General features: G+C 44.6%; 17 protein-coding genes and 1 other annotated feature. All 17 genes read right to left on the reverse strand.

Going from position 1 to position 18,383, the window contains the following annotated elements:
- Nucleotides 1-12 precede the first annotated feature (12 nt).
- Nucleotides 13-1,191, reverse strand: coding sequence for an iron-containing alcohol dehydrogenase (locus tag OKX00_RS11500; RefSeq protein ID WP_265407452.1), 1,179 nt, complete (start codon nucleotides 1,189-1,191; stop codon nucleotides 13-15).
- Nucleotides 1,188-2,675, reverse strand: a complete 1,488-nt coding sequence (locus OKX00_RS11505) for an aldehyde dehydrogenase family protein (protein ID WP_265407453.1) — start codon at nucleotides 2,673-2,675, stop codon at nucleotides 1,188-1,190. Before OKX00_RS11505 ends, OKX00_RS11500 begins: the two co-directional genes overlap by 4 nt.
- 58 nt (nucleotides 2,676-2,733) lie before the next feature.
- On the reverse strand, nucleotides 2,734-4,071 hold the full coding sequence (locus OKX00_RS11510; RefSeq protein ID WP_265407454.1) for an MFS transporter: 1,338 nt from the start codon (nucleotides 4,069-4,071) through the stop codon (nucleotides 2,734-2,736).
- A gap of 145 nt (nucleotides 4,072-4,216) precedes the next feature.
- Complete coding sequence (locus tag OKX00_RS11515; RefSeq protein WP_053354196.1) at nucleotides 4,217-5,005, reverse strand: enoyl-CoA hydratase/isomerase family protein; 789 nt, start codon at nucleotides 5,003-5,005, stop codon at nucleotides 4,217-4,219.
- 28 nt (nucleotides 5,006-5,033) lie between these two features.
- On the reverse strand, nucleotides 5,034-6,587 hold the full coding sequence (locus OKX00_RS11520) for a class I adenylate-forming enzyme family protein (RefSeq protein ID WP_265407455.1): 1,554 nt from the start codon (nucleotides 6,585-6,587) through the stop codon (nucleotides 5,034-5,036).
- 4 nt (nucleotides 6,588-6,591) lie between these two features.
- Nucleotides 6,592-7,083 carry a (2Fe-2S)-binding protein gene (locus OKX00_RS11525; RefSeq protein ID WP_053354198.1) on the reverse strand — a complete coding sequence of 164 codons (492 nt, stop codon included), beginning with the start codon at nucleotides 7,081-7,083 and terminating at the stop codon, nucleotides 6,592-6,594.
- A 5-nt stretch (nucleotides 7,084-7,088) separates the two neighbouring features.
- Entirely contained in the window at nucleotides 7,089-7,958 is an 870-nt protein-coding gene (locus OKX00_RS11530; RefSeq protein ID WP_062232283.1) for an FAD binding domain-containing protein, read from the reverse strand.
- A 20-nt stretch (nucleotides 7,959-7,978) separates the two neighbouring features.
- Nucleotides 7,979-8,434, reverse strand: coding sequence for an SRPBCC family protein (locus OKX00_RS11535; RefSeq protein WP_062232281.1), 456 nt, complete (start codon nucleotides 8,432-8,434; stop codon nucleotides 7,979-7,981).
- Nucleotides 8,434-10,863, reverse strand: coding sequence for a xanthine dehydrogenase family protein molybdopterin-binding subunit (locus OKX00_RS11540; RefSeq protein WP_265407456.1), 2,430 nt, complete (start codon nucleotides 10,861-10,863; stop codon nucleotides 8,434-8,436). The genes OKX00_RS11535 and OKX00_RS11540 overlap by 1 nt, the downstream gene beginning before the upstream one ends.
- A complete protein-coding gene (locus tag OKX00_RS11545) occupies nucleotides 10,864-11,415 on the reverse strand; it encodes a nucleotidyltransferase family protein (protein ID WP_265407457.1) in 552 nt (183 codons plus the stop codon). It abuts the gene before it with no gap.
- Between the two features lie 53 nt (nucleotides 11,416-11,468).
- The gene (locus OKX00_RS11550) at nucleotides 11,469-12,542 is read right to left on the reverse strand and encodes an XdhC family protein (protein WP_265407458.1); all 1,074 of its coding nucleotides are present in this window, start codon (nucleotides 12,540-12,542) and stop codon (nucleotides 11,469-11,471) included.
- Entirely contained in the window at nucleotides 12,543-13,331 is a 789-nt protein-coding gene (locus OKX00_RS11555) for a response regulator transcription factor (RefSeq protein ID WP_265407459.1), read from the reverse strand.
- A 331-nt stretch (nucleotides 13,332-13,662) separates the two neighbouring features.
- The gene (locus OKX00_RS11560) at nucleotides 13,663-13,944 is read right to left on the reverse strand and encodes a hypothetical protein (protein WP_265407460.1); all 282 of its coding nucleotides are present in this window, start codon (nucleotides 13,942-13,944) and stop codon (nucleotides 13,663-13,665) included.
- A gap of 234 nt (nucleotides 13,945-14,178) precedes the next feature.
- The gene (locus OKX00_RS11565; RefSeq protein ID WP_265407461.1) at nucleotides 14,179-15,012 is read right to left on the reverse strand and encodes an MBL fold metallo-hydrolase; all 834 of its coding nucleotides are present in this window, start codon (nucleotides 15,010-15,012) and stop codon (nucleotides 14,179-14,181) included.
- A gap of 235 nt (nucleotides 15,013-15,247) precedes the next feature.
- Nucleotides 15,248-15,529, reverse strand: coding sequence for a DUF6509 family protein (locus OKX00_RS11570; protein ID WP_256226976.1), 282 nt, complete (start codon nucleotides 15,527-15,529; stop codon nucleotides 15,248-15,250).
- 108 nt (nucleotides 15,530-15,637) lie between these two features.
- Nucleotides 15,638-16,885: a glutamate-5-semialdehyde dehydrogenase gene (locus OKX00_RS11575; protein WP_265407462.1), complete on the reverse strand. Its 1,248-nt coding sequence runs from the start codon at nucleotides 16,883-16,885 to the stop codon at nucleotides 15,638-15,640.
- Nucleotides 16,882-18,006, reverse strand: a complete 1,125-nt coding sequence (gene proB, locus OKX00_RS11580; protein WP_265407463.1) for a glutamate 5-kinase — start codon at nucleotides 18,004-18,006, stop codon at nucleotides 16,882-16,884. Before proB ends, OKX00_RS11575 begins: the two co-directional genes overlap by 4 nt.
- A gap of 49 nt (nucleotides 18,007-18,055) precedes the next feature.
- Nucleotides 18,056-18,280: a binding site (T-box leader), on the reverse strand.
- Between the last annotated feature and the right edge of the window lie 103 nt (nucleotides 18,281-18,383).

Here is an 18,383-nt window from a genome sequence, read left to right on the forward strand (position 1 = left end):
TGTTTGTAAATTCTAGTAAACGCGCTTTAACAGATCCAGAACGTCAGCCTCTGCTGGCTGCCGGGGATTAAACCTCATCATCCCGCTTTGAAAAGAGTCACTTGCAATTGCAGCGAGCCTGTCCTCAGGGACGTTCAATTCCTTCAACCGGGTAGGCAGTCCAATTTCCCGCACCAGGAAAGCCACTGCTTTAGCCGCCTGACCGGCCAACTGTGTTTCGTCTTCTCCCTCAACCCCCAACAACTGCGCAATCTTAGCCGCTTTAAGTGGGCACACTTGAGCATTGAACTCAACGACGCGGGGGAGGAGCAAGCCGATGGCTATTCCGTGAGGAACATGGCAATGACCGGAAAGAGCACTTCCAATGGCGTGGGCGAGCCCAAGGAAGCCGTTGTTAAACGCCATCCCTGCCAGTAAGCTTCCTTTCGACATTCCAATTCGTGCTTCCTTATCTTTTCCGTCCACAACAGCCTGTCTAAGGTGTGAACCGACAGTGGTAATCGCTTCAGTGGCCAGTGCATCGGATGCAGGGCACGACCGTAAGGAAAAGTAGGTTTCGATTCCATGGGCCAGAGCATCAATTCCGGAGGCAGCGGTCATATTTTCTGGTAACCCCATGGTCAGTTCAGGATCAACTATAGTAAGTGTCGGAGCCATATGCTGGCTGGTGACGGTCACTTTCACATTGTTCTTCCAGTCTGAGTAAACACCGAAGATAGTCACCTCACTCCCTGTCCCGGATGTGGTTGGTATCGTAAGCAGCGGAATAGCTGAGGAGCTTACGATTTTATCGACTCCTGCATAATCGCGGATGCTGCCGCCCTGGCTTGCTACAATCCTAATCCCTTTTGCAGTGTCTATGACACTTCCGCCTCCTACTGCAACGAGACAATCATAGTGCCCCGATAGAAAATACTCGGCTCCACGATCAATCGTTTCAAGACTCGGATCAGGCTCTACCTCTAGATAGAGCTCGCTGACAATCTTTGAATCTTGCAGCGATGAAATGATTCCGCTCAATAATCCGGCGGATTCCACCCCTTTATCACTGACGATAAAAACCCTGTTCACACCAAGATTTACGAGGTTCTCCGCAATGAGGGAGGATTTTCCATACCCGAACTCTATCCGCGTAGGCAAATGAAAGGAGAAGTCCTGCCCTGTCTGTTTTACTATAGAACTCATGTTCATAGAGAACCCTCCTCACGAGGGTCCATTTCAATATGCACATGCTTCGTCTCGCAATATTCCATCAGGCCATCCACTCCCCTTGTTCTTCCTAAACCGCTCTGCTTGTAACCCCCAAATTCTGTTTCAGGAAAGTTTTTGTTGTACGTATTGATCCAGACGGTTCCCGCTTTGATCCCTTTGGACATCCGTACCGCTCGGTTGAGATCCGATGTCCATACACCGGCGGACAAACCAAAATCACTGTCATTCGCAATGTGAAGCGCTTCTTTTTCCGTTGTGAATGTCTGAACAGCGAGAACAGGCCCGAAAATTTCTTCTTTGACCACGCGGCTGCCGGCCATGAGCCCATCAATGATGGTAGGAGCGAAATAAAAGCCCTGATCATATGTTTCGCCTGCCATTCGGTAGCCGCCAGTAATGATTCTTCCTTCTTTCCGACCGATTTCACAATACTCTTCAACAAGATCCAATTGGCTTTGTGAGACCAACGGCCCCATATCAGCCGTTTCCAGAAGCCCGTTTTCCACCCGCAGCTGTTCGGCATATTCTTTTAGACGTTTGACCACTTCGTCTTTAATGGATTCATGAATGACCACCCTGGAACCGGCCATGCAGATTTGGCCTGCGGAAATAAAAATGGAACGGCCGATGACCGGAACAGCTTTATCAAGATTTGCATCCTCAAAGACGACGTTCGGAGATTTCCCGCCAAGTTCGAGTGCTACTTTTTTGACATTTCCTGCTCCCATTTCAATGATTGACTTGCCAGTAGAGGTGTCCCCCGTAAAGCTGATCATGTCGATCTTGTCACTGGCTGCCATGGCTGCTCCAATGGACTTTCCTGGACCGGTCACGATGCTGACGATCCCTTTTGGAAAATGAGGAATTTCAGCAATGAGCTTAAAGATCTCTACGGATATTGAAGGAGTAAGGCTTGCTGGCTTGACGAGAACTCCATTACCGGCAGCAAGAGCAGGTGCGAGTTCACGAATCATGAGCAACGCGGGCCAGTTCCAAGGTGATATGATTCCCACCACGCCAACCGGCTCTTTTACAACGACACCAAAATTATCGGGTTCAAGCTGCATGGAACGGCCAAAGACAGAACGTGCGGCTCCTGCAAAATACTTCAGTGTATCAATACAGCCTGACAGCTCGATCCGCGACTCGCGAATTGTCTTTCCCTGATCCATCGTGAGGATGAGAGCAAGGTGCTCCAGCTTTTCTGTCATTTTTCCGGCCAACGAATGCAACGCTTCATAACGGCGCTTAGGATTCATTGACCAATCACTTGTCAGGAATGAATGCTGTACTGACTCTATAATCTGGGATACATCCTGAATATTCGATTTTTGCGAATAGCTGACCAGTTCTCCGGTCGCCGGATTAAACGATTCTATCAGCTCCTTAGAAGTCGCTTCTGTCCACTCGCCGCCTGCAAAATTATAATAAGTGGGTATCTTTTTATGGACGATAGTTGACATCGATAAAGTCTCCCTTCTTTCTATTCAGATCAAACGGGTGTAAAACTCTGATGTTACGCTATTGCAGTCTGCCTCTCGTTTCCGGGATGATAACGCTTCCAATAATGTAAATCAGATATATCACGATCGTAAAATACATCAATGTATGGGGAATGTTTTCAATGGATCCACTCGTCAAAGTAACAAAAGTAGGCATCATTCCACCGACAGCAAAGCCCATATTCCATGAAAGGCCTGTGCCGGTTGACCGGATGGAGGTCGGAAAGCGCTCGTTTAAAAAAATCAGGACAGGTGCATACGCCGCATTGCCTAATAGTACAAGACATATGACATAAAAATAGATGGATGAAACAGACGCAGCATCAGCCAGTGATAGATAAAAATAAGGTAATCCGATAACGTTCAATACGCCGATGACAAGGAATACCTTTTTTCTGCCAAAGATTTCACTCAGATGTCCGGCAATGAGTGCAGATATAATGGTAGCTATACTGGCCGCAATAAGAACGCCCGACAGCGTCGAAGAGGATACTTTATTTACGACATTAAGGAAGGTTGGAATAAATCCGGCAGTCAGGTAATAACCCGATCCGCCTCCGATAACGATCATTAAATTCACCAGAAGTACACGGGAGTATGTCGTAAACAGCGATTTAACCGGTTTTTGTTGGACGATTTTTTGTTTTGAGTTTTTTTTCGTTTTCATTTCGGCCCATAACGGGGATTCCTCCAGCGTCCTAAACACAAAAAGGCCCGCAATGGCTCCTAAAATACCTGTAAAGAACATGAATCTCCAGCCCCAGCTATCAAAGGCTTCACCGGGAAACAGGGCTGAAACGACTGTAAAAACGATGGAAGCAAATAGTGCGCCTAGCCCAGCGCCTCCTCCGCCAATAAGGCCTGACATTAATCCTCTCCATTTAGGAGGTGCCGTTTCGGTTCCAATGGTATGGGTGGAGGCGACTACCCCACCGACAAAGATTCCCTGGACGAGCCGCAGCAGTAAAAACAGGAAGGCAGCGAAAAAGCCGATTTGCGGAACCGTTGGCAGTAATCCAAAAATAGCAGTACTAATACCAACCCCGACGATCGCCACTGTCATGGCATTCTTTCTGCCATGCTTGTCGGCATACGATCCGAATATGGCGGATCCGAGTGGTCTCATAAGCAGTGTGACGGCAAAAGAAGCATATACAGCAGCCAGGGACAGTGTGGGATTAGTTGTAGGAAAAAATAGCTTACCTATGGTTGGTGTAACATACAGGAGAATGAAGAGATCATATAAATCAAAGGACCATCCTAATAATGAAGCAGCTGTTGCAGAAACCATTTGCCTGTTACTCACTTTTGGTGCTTCCGTTTTTTGAACAACCTCAGAAGGTATTGCACTTGACATGTTATTTCCTCCAATACTAAAGTTTTTTTGGCATGACTTAGCTTGGATGAATGAAATGAAGACTGAATTTTCAGTCTTTTGAACTTATAGAAGTTATATTTAGGAGAAGAGTAATCCTGATGTGCACAGGATTACTCTGTTCCACTTACTTCCCGGTAAAGTTCGGTTTTCTTTTTTCAACAAATGCATCAACACCTTCTTTGAAGTCTTCGGTGCATCTCAGCATGCCATACGCTCTTCCCTCAATCTCTAATCCGGTGCTTAACGGGCCTTCCTCAGCAGCATTCAATACTTCCTTACAAACACGCTGAGCAAGTGGTGAAAACCGTACGAGCTCAGCCGCCAGTTGATCCACTTCATTGTCAAGCTCCTCTTTGGCCACAACCTTAGTAATCAATCCCCATTGGTACGCCTCTTCAGCAGGTATCCTTCTTGCTCTCATGATCATATCCTTTGCTCTTGTAAGGCCTACAGCCCGTGCCACACGCTGCGTCCCTCCGCTTCCGGGAATCATGCCCAAATTCATTTCCGGCAACCCGAGGAGGGTGTCGTCAGCAGCGATTCTGAAATCACACGCCATGGCAATCTCAAAGCCTACCCCAAATGTATATCCTTGAAGCTGTGCGATGACAGGCTTCGGGGAACGCTCTGGTGCGGCAACGTTCACTCTTAAACGGGACAATTCTTCAGGATGAGTTTCCATGAACTGAGGAATACTTCCGCCAGCACTAAAACACTTGTCGCCTTCACCCTTTACAATGATGACACGTACGCCTTCGTCATCGTTCAATTCTTCAAAGATCTCAGCAAATTGTTTCCTGGCGAGCATACTGATGTAATTCATTTTTTCCGGCCGGTCGAATAAAATGGTCGCTGTTTGTGTTTCCCTGTTCTTTTCTACACGGATGTGATCATATTGAGTAGTGGTTGTCATATTGATTTCCCCTTTCGATTTTAAGAAATTAAACTACTTTTTCTGTTTTGAACAATTCAAATTCCCCATCCCGCAATTTCCGCCTCAACACTTTTCCGACAGGACTTTTCGGAATTTCCTTAACAAATACATACTTTCGCGGCCTTTTGTAGTTGGAGAGCTGCGGATGGTTTTTGCAGAACTCGTCCAGCTCTTGAATCGAGACAGTATGGCTGGCGGGAACGACGAACGCTGATACAATCTGTCCCCATCTGTCGTCTTCTTCTCCGACGATGGCGACTTCGATTACATTCTCATGCTCGGAGATGACGTCTTCGACTTCCAGAGGGTGGATGTTTTCGCCGCCTGAGATTATCATGTCGTCCACTCTGCCGACGACATGCAGATCGCCGTCTTCATCCAGCACACCAAGATCTCCTGTAAAATACCAGCCGTCACGAATCGCTTTTTGGGTCGCATCAGGCCGGTTCCAATATCCCTTGAACGCTTCAACTGATTGCAAATTGACAATGATCTCACCGATTTCATCTTTTCCTACGATCTCTTCGCAGGTTGAATGTCCGTCCGGGTCTGCTCTAACCAGCCTGATGTTTTGATGAAACCCTGGTTTGCCTGCACAACATGGCTTTTCGAAGACATTTGAATTGATGGTAAAGGTGTACACCTCAGTACTTCCATAATGATTGACGAACACTTCAGGCTTCAGCCGCTCAATACATTTCTCTGTAAGGGAAGAGGTCATGGAGGCCCCGGCATATCCTATTTTTTTAAGGGCCGACAGATCATAATCGCTAAATTTCGGATGCTTTAAAATGTCATGGTACAGAGTAGGCACAAGATACAAACAAGAAACAGCTTCCTTAGAGAGCAATTCCAGCGCATCCTTAGCGTCAAAATCAGGAAGTATGACAAGCTTTCCGTTTAAAAATGTAATTGAAAGCAGCGATCTCATTCCCATGGTGTGGTAGAGAGGCATTGTTCCGAGTGTGCTCTCCCCTTCTATATAATGATTTTGGATGATATGGGCAAGGGCGGCTGCATACTCATTTTTATGACTTCTTGGAACTCCCTTTGGTTTTCCTGTGGTCCCCGAAGTATAGAGCATTAAGGCGATATCTTCATCCAGTATGTCTGGTCTGTCATACGTTTCAGGGCTCCGTTCAATCAGTTCAGAAAAGTAGATATCTGCTCCTTGTACACCCTCGAGCCCAATATAGACAGGCCTCTCATTGAACCTTGCTTTTAACACCGCCACCTGGCTCGCATCCTCATAGACAATCACAGTTGCTTCCGCATCGTTAAAGCAATACTCTACTTCCTTTGCTGAAAGCCTGAAGTTTATCGGTGTATAAATGGCACCCAATTTTTGCAGCGCCCAATAGAGAATGACATTTTCGCTCCGGTTTTTTAACAAAACCATGACACGATCCTGTTGTTTTATTCCGATGCGCTGAAGGGAGGCGGCCAGCTTATCAACCTGGCTGTTCAGCCTTGCATAGGATAAACGATGATCTTGCTGAACGACAGCATCCTTGTTCGGGAATCGCTCTACTGCGAATTCCAGTAACGTTCCGAGATTCATGGATTCAACTCCTTTGCAAGACTTCTTTATTGTTGTCTTGAACCGTTTTCTCTACAGCCTTCACAATTCCGTCATATCCTGTGCACCGGCACAGATGTCCTGACAGGGTTTCTTTGATTTCTTTAACCGAAGGCTGCGGGTTCTTTTCCAAAAAATCAGTGATGGACATTAAGATGCCAGCGGTGCAAAAACCACATTGCAGACCATGGCATTCCACGAAATTTTTTTGAAGCGTTGTCATTTCTCCACTGCTGGCTAGACCTTCGACCGTTTTAATTTCGCGATTATCCGCCTGCACCGCAAAGATTAAGCACGACCTTACCGCCGACCCGTCCAAGCTGACCGTACAGGCCCCGCAAACACCGTGCTCGCAGCCTACATGGGTTCCAGTTAGTCCGCACGATTCACGTATGAAATCACTCAACAGCATTCTTGGTTCAACCCACTCTGAATACGACTTGCCGTTGATCGTTACATTTACTTCGGTTAAGGACATGCTGCTCACCCCTTTGCTCTCTCGTATGCTTGATATAAAACTCGTGTCGTCAAAACCTTGGCTAATTGTGTACGGTATGCTGCCGAGGCATGCAGATCGGACTCGGGCTCCACACTCTTGGCCACAAGCTCGGCGATTTTTTGCACAGCTTGGTCTGTAACCTTTTCACCAGCAAGAAGTTCTTTTGCATCCTCAATTAAGAGCGGAATAGCCTCTACCCCGCCGAGCGCAAGCCGGATATCTGAAATTCTGTCATGAGCGTCAAGCTCAAGCTGACAGGCGGCTGCTACGAGCGCAAAATCACCATGGCGCCTCGCGACTTCCTGAAAGGAAGAGCCGACTCGTCCCTTCCATATGGGCAGATGAATTTCGGTCAGCATTTCATTTGGCATCATGTCTGTCGTTAGAAACGTAAGAAAGAAGTCCTCCGCATTCACGCTTCTCGTTTCTTCTTCTGAAGAAATGTGAAGTGTTCCATTGAGCGCCATCAAAACAAGGGGAAGCTCAGCACTAGGGTCTGCATGGACGATGCTCCCGCCAATCGTTCCCCGGTTTCTCGTTTGAAGGTGGCCAATATGGGCAACTGCTTCCGTTACCAATCCGCATTTCTTTTTCACGAGTTCGGAGGTTTCCACCGTACTCTGACGTGTCATCGTCCCGATTTTTAATGTATGATCATCGCTATCGATAAAATTTAAATCATGCAAGCCATTAATGTCGATTAAACACTCAGGGGTAGCCAGCCTCATGTTCATGATGGGAACGAGACTCTGTCCCCCCGCAATAATCTTGCCGTCAAAACCGCTGGATTCCAGCAGAGAAAGGGCTTCTGAGACATCTTTAGGCCGGTAGTAATCAAATTTTGCGGGTTTCATAATCAGCACGGCCCCTTTCTTTAAGCGCTTTGTTCAATTCGTTTTAATTCCTTGCCCAGTTTTTTGAAAAAGTCCTGTATGACCAGCTTGGCTACTCCACCTAGCATCCGCTGTCCTACCATCGCTACCTTTCCGCCTACTTCAGCTTCGTATGAGTAGTTTAATAGAGTGGAGCTTTCACTTTCCGGGGTCAGGTCTACAATTCCGACCGCTTCTACAGTTCCCGGTGATCCTTCTCCCTTTACAGCGAGCTTGTAATGGTTAGGCTCCTCCAAATCGAGGATTTCGATCGTAGAGGAGTAGTTTCCTTTTATGGCCGCGATCCCAATGGACAGCTCGGCCTCATATTTGTTGTCCTCCACCAGGACGAGTTTTTTGCAGCCCATGATACATTTTTCAAGAACGTTGGGATCGAGCAGCACTTCATAAGCTCTTTCCACTCCTGCATCTAAAACTAGCTTTCCTTTGCCTTCCATCAGATGGTCACCTCTTTATGTTTGTTTTTTTTCGCTTGATTCAGCAGAGTCCATATTCGATTTGGACTGAGCGGCAGGGTATCAATCGCCACATTATACGGAGAAAGGGCATCACTTACCGCATTGGCGACAGCAACTGGAGCGCTCATTGTGTTACCTTCTCCAAGTCCTTTTGCACCGAGCGGAGTCATAGGTGATGGCGTTTCAATATGCTTGATCGTGACATTTGGAATTTCAGGAGCGGTCGGGCACAAATAGTCCATGAATGAACCGGTAAGCAGCTGCCCTTTATTGTCATACACGAGCTCTTCAAAGAGCGCTCCACCCAAGCCATGCGCGAGTCCGCCAAATATCTGTCCATCCACGATGAGCGGATTGAGCAGTTTTCCGGCATCATGGATTGTTATATAGTCCAGAATGTTTACCTCCCCTGTCTCGGGGTCAATCTCAACCGTTACCAGATCGGCGACAAATCCATAGGTCACAGATGAGTTGATGAGGTCATTTTCATCAGGAGGCTCTGCCGCTTTTACAGAATAATAGTAAGTTTCATAGATTCCCGGCTCCATTCCCTCCGGAAGGGATAACGGATTCCAGTGCGCGGATCCTGCAGCCCTCTTCAATGCATATTTTTTTGCAGGATCTGCCTTTACATAAAAAGCACCATCCCTTAGTTCGAGTTCATCAGGATTTACATTCAGCTGGTGAGAAGCAATCTTGATCAACTTTTCCTTCACCTTGTGTGCCGCATAAAAGACGGCACTGGATCCTAATGAGGCAAAGCGGCTGGAATAGCTTCCGGATGCAATAGACCATGCGCTTGTGGATGTATCCAGCTCCGCGACAACCTTGATTTTATCCGTTGGGATGCTTAAAACTTCTGAAACAATTTGTGCTGCAACGGTTTCATGCCCCTGCCCGGACGGAGTCGTGCTGATCCTCACATTAACGCTTCCCATCGGATCCATTGAAACAGTAGCAGCCTCCGAACAACCTGATTTGGGCAGGGATTTTGCTCTTTCTTCAGGAGTTAGGGCAACCGTGATATATCCCATGTTGGAACCCGACGGCTCGACGATACAGGCAAGGCCGACACCGAAAATTTTTCCGTTCTTTCTTGCTTCCTCCTGTTTTTTGCGGAATTCCCCATATTTTCCGGTCTCAAGTGCAAGCTCGAACCCCTTGATATAATCGCCGCTGTCATACAGGCCGCCCGAAGCTGTCTTGTAAGGAAACTGTTCCTTTTGGATAAGATTCCTGCGAATCACATCCGCCGGATCCAAGTTCAGCTCGAATGCAACCTTCTGCATGATTCGCTCTAGAGGAAAATACAGCTCCTGGCCTCCATAGCCTCTGATTAATCCTGTGGGAAGCTTGTTGGTCATGATCGCGTACGCATCAATATGAAGATTCGGAATATCATAGGCACCGGTTGAATTGGCATGAGTACGATACAAACAGGCGGGTTCCGGAGCCCGGATGTAGGCACCGACATTGTCAATCATCTTCATGCGTAAGCCGGTAACCTTTCCGTTATTCTTTACCGCCGCTTCAATATAGGTGACCCTGTCTGTCCCGCTGGAGCTTGCCGACAAATGCTCCTGCCGATCTTCAATCCACTTTACCGGACAACCGGCAATTCGGCTCGCTACAGACAGAAGAACCATATATGGAAATGTTCCCGCTTTTATTCCGTAGCTTCCGCCAATATCCTTTGGAACAATGATTCTTAGCTTATTGCTTGGAATTTTCAGCGCTTGAGCCATAATGGCCTGGATTACAAAAGGTCCGTGAAAATTGGCGTGAACTGTATATTGATTTTCACTTGATTCATAATGAGCGATAATACCGTATGTTTCCACAGGTGTAGCGGTATATTTAGGAAAAAGATATTTATGTTTAATGATGGTATCCGCTTCTTCAAAAGCCTGGTCCACTTTTCCGTAATAAAACGTCCTGTGATTGGCTATATTGGATCCCACGTTTTCATGAAGCACCGGTGCATCCTTCTCAAGTGATCCTTCGATATCAACGACAGGCGGAAGGGATTCATACTTCACTTTAATGAGCTCCATCGCATCCTCCGCTAAGTAACGGCTTTTTGCAATCACAACCGCTACAGGCTCTCCTACATATCTGACTTTGTCGATGGCAATAGGATAATAATGAACTGGAGCACTGACACCTACACTAAATGGTTCGAGATACTCCTTCACCTGTTCTCCGGTAATTACCGCCTTTACTCCGGCTATTCTTTCAGCCTCTGTCGTATCAATCGAGACAATTTTCGCATGCGGACTTGAGCTTCTTAGAATGGCGGCCTGAAACGTCTGGGCCGGTGTACCGATGTCATCGATATATTTGCCCTGTCCGGTTAAAAGTCTCATGTCTTCTACCCTGGTTATCGCTTTACCAATAACCTTGTTCATTTAAGAGACCTCCTTTCTTAAAAGCTTTTTGTAATCGGCAATTGTATCAATATCAAACGGATAGTTTTTCCCCATTTCAATAATCTTTACTTGATCGGTATATTTTTTCACTAAATCTCGGCCGCCTTTGTCACCTTTTATTTCTAACAGCCTGTTAAACATCCTCCGGTGAAACAAGACAGGATGTCCTCTTTTCCCTATATAAGATGATTGATAAATAAAATGTTCATGGTCAGCATGGAACTCTTCCAGCAGAAGATTGATCTCTCGTGTAGATACCAAAGGCTGATCCCCTAGGAGAAAAATGGCAGCTTCCACCTCAGCAGGCAAAACATAAAGCCCTGATTTTACGGAAGATGATAATCCTTTGTTTGAGTGGTTATTCAAAAAAATCTTATTCACTCCCGCCGCCGTAGCCTCGGCAAGCAAACCTTCCACTTCAGGGTTAATAACGACCACAACATCATCTACATCTGAGTCGAGTGCTGCATCGATCACATGGCGTATGAGTGTTTTTTCCTGATAGCGGAGCATCATTTTAGGTGTGCCCATACGCTCAGACTTGCCGGCTCCCAGTATGATGGCCCAGGTCTCCCTCTTTTCAGTTAAAATGCCAGTTCACCCACTTTCTTATGCAGGTACTTAGTGAAGCTTGTCTCTTTCATAACATGAAGGGGTTTTCCGCTCCCTTTCCCTCGATGGACCATTACCATTTCTGCAAGAATACTGAGTGCAATTTCTTCAGGAGTCTGTGATCCGATGTCAAGCCCTATTGGACTATAAAGCCGTGAGAGACATTCCTCATGAAATTCCCTTCCAAGCCTATCCATCAGCTGGTAAGTACGTTTGTTGGGTCCAAGCACTCCAATATAGGGAACATCTGTTTCAAGAATTTGCTCAAGCAACAGAAGGTCCTGATCAAAATGATGGGTCATGATAACAACAAAAGAACGGCTTTCTAACTCCAGTTTTGGCCATTTTCCTTTAGGGATGCAAAGCAGTTGATCAGCCTCAGGAAAATTCTGTTTGTTTACAAAAGACGGGCGATGATCAATTACGGATACGTGCCAATTCAATTGTTTTGCACCATTTGCGAGTGGAACAGCATCCGGACCTGCTCCGAATAGCGTTAGTCTGGGAGTGGGTGTAATGGTGTCTGTAAACACAAGGACCTTTTCTTTTTCATAGGTAACAGAATGAAGTCCTGATTTCACGGGATCAGAACTATTATTTTTGACCATCCATTTTTTCCCTATAAGTGATGGAGTTTCTGCTTCGACGATTGTCGCCAAGCTTGTTTCATAGATGTCGGCTTTTTGATAGATTTCTAAGCTGCGTTCTGTGCTTTCTCGAAGGTGTACAGGGTCAAACGGTTCCAAAAAAATATCAATCGATCCGTTGCAACCAAGCCCAAGCCCCCACAAATCATCGCCTTTGTCTCGAAAATCATAAACTAGCGTTTTGCAGGAAAAGTGATTCAGAACTTCCCGGGCATGTTCGGCCAAATCTCCTTCCACACAGCCTCCGCTCAATAAGCCTGTCAGCTTTCCGTCTTCTGCCCAAAAACATTTGCTGCCTTCCTTTTGATAGGTTGACCCTTCAGTACGAATAATCGTTCCGAGAACACCCCGGATGCCATTTTCAGCACAGCGCTTCATTTCAAGATAAATGGGAAGCATTTATGCACCTCCTGCTGATATTGTTAATCCCGGCTCTGATTGTAAATGAAATTGCTCACGGTATTCGCTCGGTGTAATACCAAGCAGCTTTTTAAATGTAGTGGCAAAGTATCCTGAATTAGCAAATCCAGAATTATTGGCGATGACTTCGATGGGCAGTGAAGACATTCGCAATAGTCCTTTTGCTTTTTGAACTCTGACAAAAGACAGATATTCAACAAAAGTCATTCCAGTATCTTCTTTAAACATTTTGCTGAAATACGAGGGGCTTAAGTAAACTTTGTCCGCCAGGCTCTTTAAGGTTAGCGGCTCACCGTAATAGATTTGCATATATTGGATGGCGCTGCCGATAGGATTTTTTAGATCTGCTGTGAAATGATCTTCACCCGTTTTCATCACACGGTTCACACTTTTGCCGAGAACAGGGATTAAAACCCTGTCCAGCGTTTCAATTAGTTCATGTTTAGAAAGCGGTTTCAACAAATACCCTAAAAATCCGGAATTAATAGATGACTGAACAAGTTCAAACATCTTTAACTGGGTAATCACAATGATGGGGAGATCTGGATACAATTGAAGGGCTGTTTTGCCAAAAGCCATACCATCCATATCGGGTAAAGAAAGATCAATCATCAGCGCACTCGGTTTACTTTGTTTCAGCAGCAGCATACCCCGGTTAGCCGTGCTCGATTCATAGATCGATAGAAAGCTGTATTTGCTTTCTTCAATTAACGAGCAGACTTCCTTGCGGCTTTGTTTATCATTATCGATAATGAGTAACTCGGACACTTGTGCCCCCCCTCACATATTTAGGTTAACGCGATTGAGTAATAAGCAGTTTTAAAATCTGATAATCATTTTTATAAAATCATGTTATAATTTTCTGATTATTTCCATACTAATTGACAAGGTAAATGCCTGGTTCTAATTTTTTGCTTTGGGACTTATAAAATCTTCTTTTTTTAACCCGAAAATATTATGTAAAGATATAAATAAGCTTGTACTATTCCCCGTAGTATACAATAAAATGACTATTTCAAGGCCGCATTAAAAAAGTATCCCAGGAATATTCCGGAACACTTTGAATGAATTTTCAGTATTAATGGACTGGATTCCACTTCTACACCATCAACCTATGATTTTCTTGATCAATCCATCTAGAAACTGAAGCCCTTTCGACAAACTCTTTCTTACTTGCATAAATTCGGATCACGTCTTTTATTTCTTCAGCCAGGAACGTTTGATTTCTGTTGTTAGCAAGTGATTCATCCCCTGAACCCCGATGAAGGTAATCGGATGTAGCCACTGTATACCATTTTTCTTTCTCTATTGATTTTTCTCCAATTAATATATCAATAACTCTTTTTCCATCATGAATGATTTTAGCACCCGCAATATGCAAGCTCCCCGTATACTTACCTCTGAATCCCGGGCCTCTTCAGTCTGACAAACAGTGCTGCGCATCCAAAGATAGTTCTAAAGCGGTTAGGATATGTTTCCCATGGACTTCAAATGAAGTTGCATTTAGGGGGGATGGGCATATTTTAATTAGCTTTTTATCAGATACGTGAACGTTCCCGCTCTTGAGAATTTTCAAAATGACTGTGAAGGTCGTTCGTATGTATAATGTTTAATCTCATTGCTTCCCCCATTCGTTAGCAAACTCCCTTTTCACTTGCTGCACATTTTCTTCGTGGCAGCTTGAAGTAAAACTTGATTCATACGGCATCTCCTGCCTTAACTGGCTTAATGTTTGTTCATCTTCATTTTCAACAGCCTCTATTAACCGGGAAAGATAGGTTTGGGATGCTTCAATTCTTTGCTTCATCTCTTCTTTACTTTCAGTTGTTTTGCCATGGCCGGGTACCAAAACACTTGGATGATGTTTATCCAATATTGTATTTGCCTTTAGTAGTGTTGACTGATAAGCCTTTACACTATCAAATACAAAAGGAAGTTCAAAATCCGAAAGGTAATCCCCGGCAATCCAAATCCCCTGAGGCTCAATGATTGTAAATATTCCATCATGAGTATGACCAGGGGATAAATAAAAGGTTAACGTTGTGCTTCCTAATGCAAGCTGCTGGCCATCTTTGTTGATCTCAATATCAACAACTGGAAATTTAGGCTGATAAGGCCTGTCTATGTAATATTTACGATCAAAATCCTTTATAAGACCAAGTTTATAATCTTTAGCAGGATGACTACTCACACCTTCGCTTGCAATGACCTTAGCATTTAAGAACGCTGAGTAACCAATAATATGGTCAAAATCTCCATGGGTAAATAAAAGATATACTTCTTTATTTCGATTAAGCTCCTCAACGTGTTCCTGAATGGCTTTAATTTCATGGGGGAGCCAAGAAGGATCGACAATAAGGACAAACTCATCTTCCTCTACTACTGTACTTGTTGTTTGCCAAAGCGCACTTTGAAAAACGTTCAAACCATTTTTTTGATAGTGAATCATGAATATTCCCCTTACCTATTTAAGAATTTTTTCTTCTTACATTCAATAACAGGAAACTATATCCTATCACCAATAATATCAAAGTACGAGATAATTTCAGTCGAAAATTTCTGATGCAACCCCGGGTTTGGTGGAATTGAAGTGCATCATGACAGCAGCTAAATGAAGATGAATCTTAAATGAAAAAACAGTAACCATAAATTTTGATGGATACTGTTTTAATGTTTTTATTGTTTTACTGCACTTGGCTTCGGCAGAATTCTCTAAGCTCATCTACTTCGTCGTCTTCTAATTCAAAATCAAGAGGATTGTTTGTTGTGTCTTCGTATAAGTGGTATTGAACAATTCGGGGCTCTTGAGGCAGAGCGGCATAAATCAGTTTAATATATACGCCATTTTCCATATACAGTTCATCGTCTTCTTCAACCTCTATATGTATGATAAATTCGTATCGATCCCCTTCGAGAATATTGGTAGGATCCCGAAGCTTATCAAGTGTATGTCTAATTACATTCATAAATACATGTACCTCCTTATAGTGTATTCCTTATTATACCCTTCAAAAAGTATATAACAACAAACAAAAGCAGCGGATATCCGCTGCTCGGTTTCACAACGTCACTTCCTATTCCCGTATCTGTCCGCTTCCTCTGATCACATATTTGCTTGAGGTTAAGGCGGGCAAGCCCATCGGCCCGCGAGCGTGAAGCTTTTGTGTACTGATGCCGATTTCAGCGCCAAAGCCGAATTCATGGCCATCGGTGAAACGGGTTGAGGCGTTATGATAAAGCGCGGCGGCATCTACCAATTGAAAAAATGAACGAACGTTATCTTCAGCTTCCGTGATGATGGCTTCGGAATGTTTAGAACCATAGCGGGTAATATGTTCAATGGCCTCCGATGTGCCAGACACGGTTTTTATCGCTAAAATATGATCTAAGTACTCTGTTTGCCAGTCTTCCTCGGTTGCTAATACAATGGCTGGAAAGAGCTCATGAATGTTCTGGTCGACTCGCAGCTCGACCCCTCTCTCTATGAGGTTTTCGACCATCTCTTTCATATGTTTTTTCGCCCAGGTTTCATGAACGAGCACGGTTTCTATAGAATTACAAACCGACGGACGTTGGGTTTTGGCGTTAAGAACGATGTCAATCGCCATTTTCTTATCAGCACTTTTATCGATATAAACGTGGCAGTTTCCGGCACCTGTTTCTAAAACAGGAACAGAAGCGTTTTCGACGACGGCCTGAATTAATGCCTTCCCGCCTCTCGGAATCAAAACATCAAGATAGTCGTCCATTTTAAACAGCTTTACAGCTGTCTCACGGCTCGTATCTTCGATTAACTGAACAGAATCTACTGGGAGATCACTAAGTTCCAGTGCACGGTGGATCACAGAAACTAACGCTTTGTTTGAATGGATAGCTGAAGAACTTCCTCGAAGCAGGACTACGTTTCCCGTCTTTAAACACAGACTGGCGGCATCTACAGTGACATTGGGCCTTGCTTCATAAATCATCCCAATGGCTCCTAGCGGGACAGCTACCTTTTCAATAATGAGCCCATTGGGACGTTCAAATCTCTCTAGCACGTTTCCTGTTGGATCGGGTAAAGACGCTAGCTGCACCAGTGCCTTTGACATATCCTTTATTCTTTGCTCATTCAGCATCAGTCGGTCAATTAAGGACTCATGAACACCAGTGTTTCGAGCATGCTCTATATCTCTATTATTTTCCCGCAAGATGTAGGGTATCTCTTGGATCAACTGGCCCTCAATGCGCAGCAACGCTTCGTTTTTTTGTGAAGTCGTTTTTGTGATGAGTTCAGTGACCGCTTTTTTTGCTTTTTTTGCTTTGGTGATTAATTCATTCATACGATTCTCTCCTTTATCATGGACAGCCATCTGTTGCGATGAACTACTTCAGGGTGAGTATTCTTGGTCTTTTCCATCGCTTCTTGACTCGTTAATCCTTTAATGATTTGTAAGTCTTCAGAGGAATACTGAACCTGGCCTTTACCGATGACTTCTTTTGCGGAATTGATGATTTCTACCACTTCCCCGGTTGAAAACACACCACTGACAGCACGAATTCCCGCTGGCAACAAACTTTTTCCGTCGAACAGAATAGCCTTTGCTGCTCCATCATCAATTTCAATGATTCCGCTGATCGGTGAATGAAAAGCCAACCATTGTTTCTGTGTTTTTAATGGAGTGGCAGGCGAATTGCCGATATATGTTCCGTCGCCCATGCCATCTAAAATATGAAGGAGTTTTTCCTGATGGGAGCCTGTACCGACAAAGACGTTTACCCCCAGCGAGAGAGCGGTTTTTGAGGCCAGGAGTTTTGATTTCATACCTCCTGTACCAAATTTTGATGCCGACGCCAAGTTTGTCATCTGAATATGGTCATCTGTAATGTCGGAAAGAAAATCATACCGGTGAGCTGTTGGAACCGTTCGAGGATCTTGATCATACAGTCCATTGATATCCGTCAATATCATCAAAAAATCTGCATGCACGAGGCCGCTGACAAGGGCGGAGAGCATATCATTATCTCCAAAGGTCAATTCATCTATCGAAACGGAATCATTCTCATTAATGATCGGAAGAACGGAACGTTTTAACAGTTCGGATAACGTCGCATAGGCATTGCTGTACTGCTCTTTTTTATAAAAGTCATTCCGTGTTAACAGCAGTTGGGCAGCAACAATTCCATGTTGTTTAAAGATTTCAGTATAAGCTTGAATTAATAACCCTTGCCCCACAGCTGCAGCGGCTTGTTTCCCGGCTGTTGTTACAGGACGCGCGGGATACCCTAAATCGGCAAACCCCGCTGACACCGCGCCAGAAGAGATCAAGATAACTTCATGTCCCTGTTTTCTTAATTGGACGATTGCTTCCACATGTTCGGTAAGTTTACTCTTACTTAGTCCGCCTTTCTTGTTGGTTAGGGAACTGCTCCCGATTTTTACAACGATTCGTCTTTTGCTCATGTATCCGCCACTCCTTTTGTTTACTAAAAAAGACCCTTCCCATCCTTAAAAAAAGGACGGAAAGAGTCTGTCATCCGCGGTACCACCTTTATTAGTATCATCTAGGCAGATGATACTCTCTTAAAACCCGTAACGAGGGAAACGGCCAGGTTATTCGCCTAGCAGCTCAAGGGGTAGGTTCAATTGTTTCTTCAGCGATGGAATCTCTCAGCCTGATGAATTCCACTCTCTTTCGCCTGATAACATATTTACTGGCCCCTATTAACGCACCAGATAATTTTAAAGAATATTATGCATTACTTCATCAACAAATGTCAAGAAAATTCAGGTAATTTTACACTAAGCCACCTGCAACTTAAAATGAAGGTGGGTATGTG

This window comes from Fictibacillus sp. KU28468 (assembly GCF_026153615.1).
Lineage (GTDB): Bacteria > Bacillota > Bacilli > Bacillales > Fictibacillaceae > Fictibacillus_C > Fictibacillus_C marinisediminis.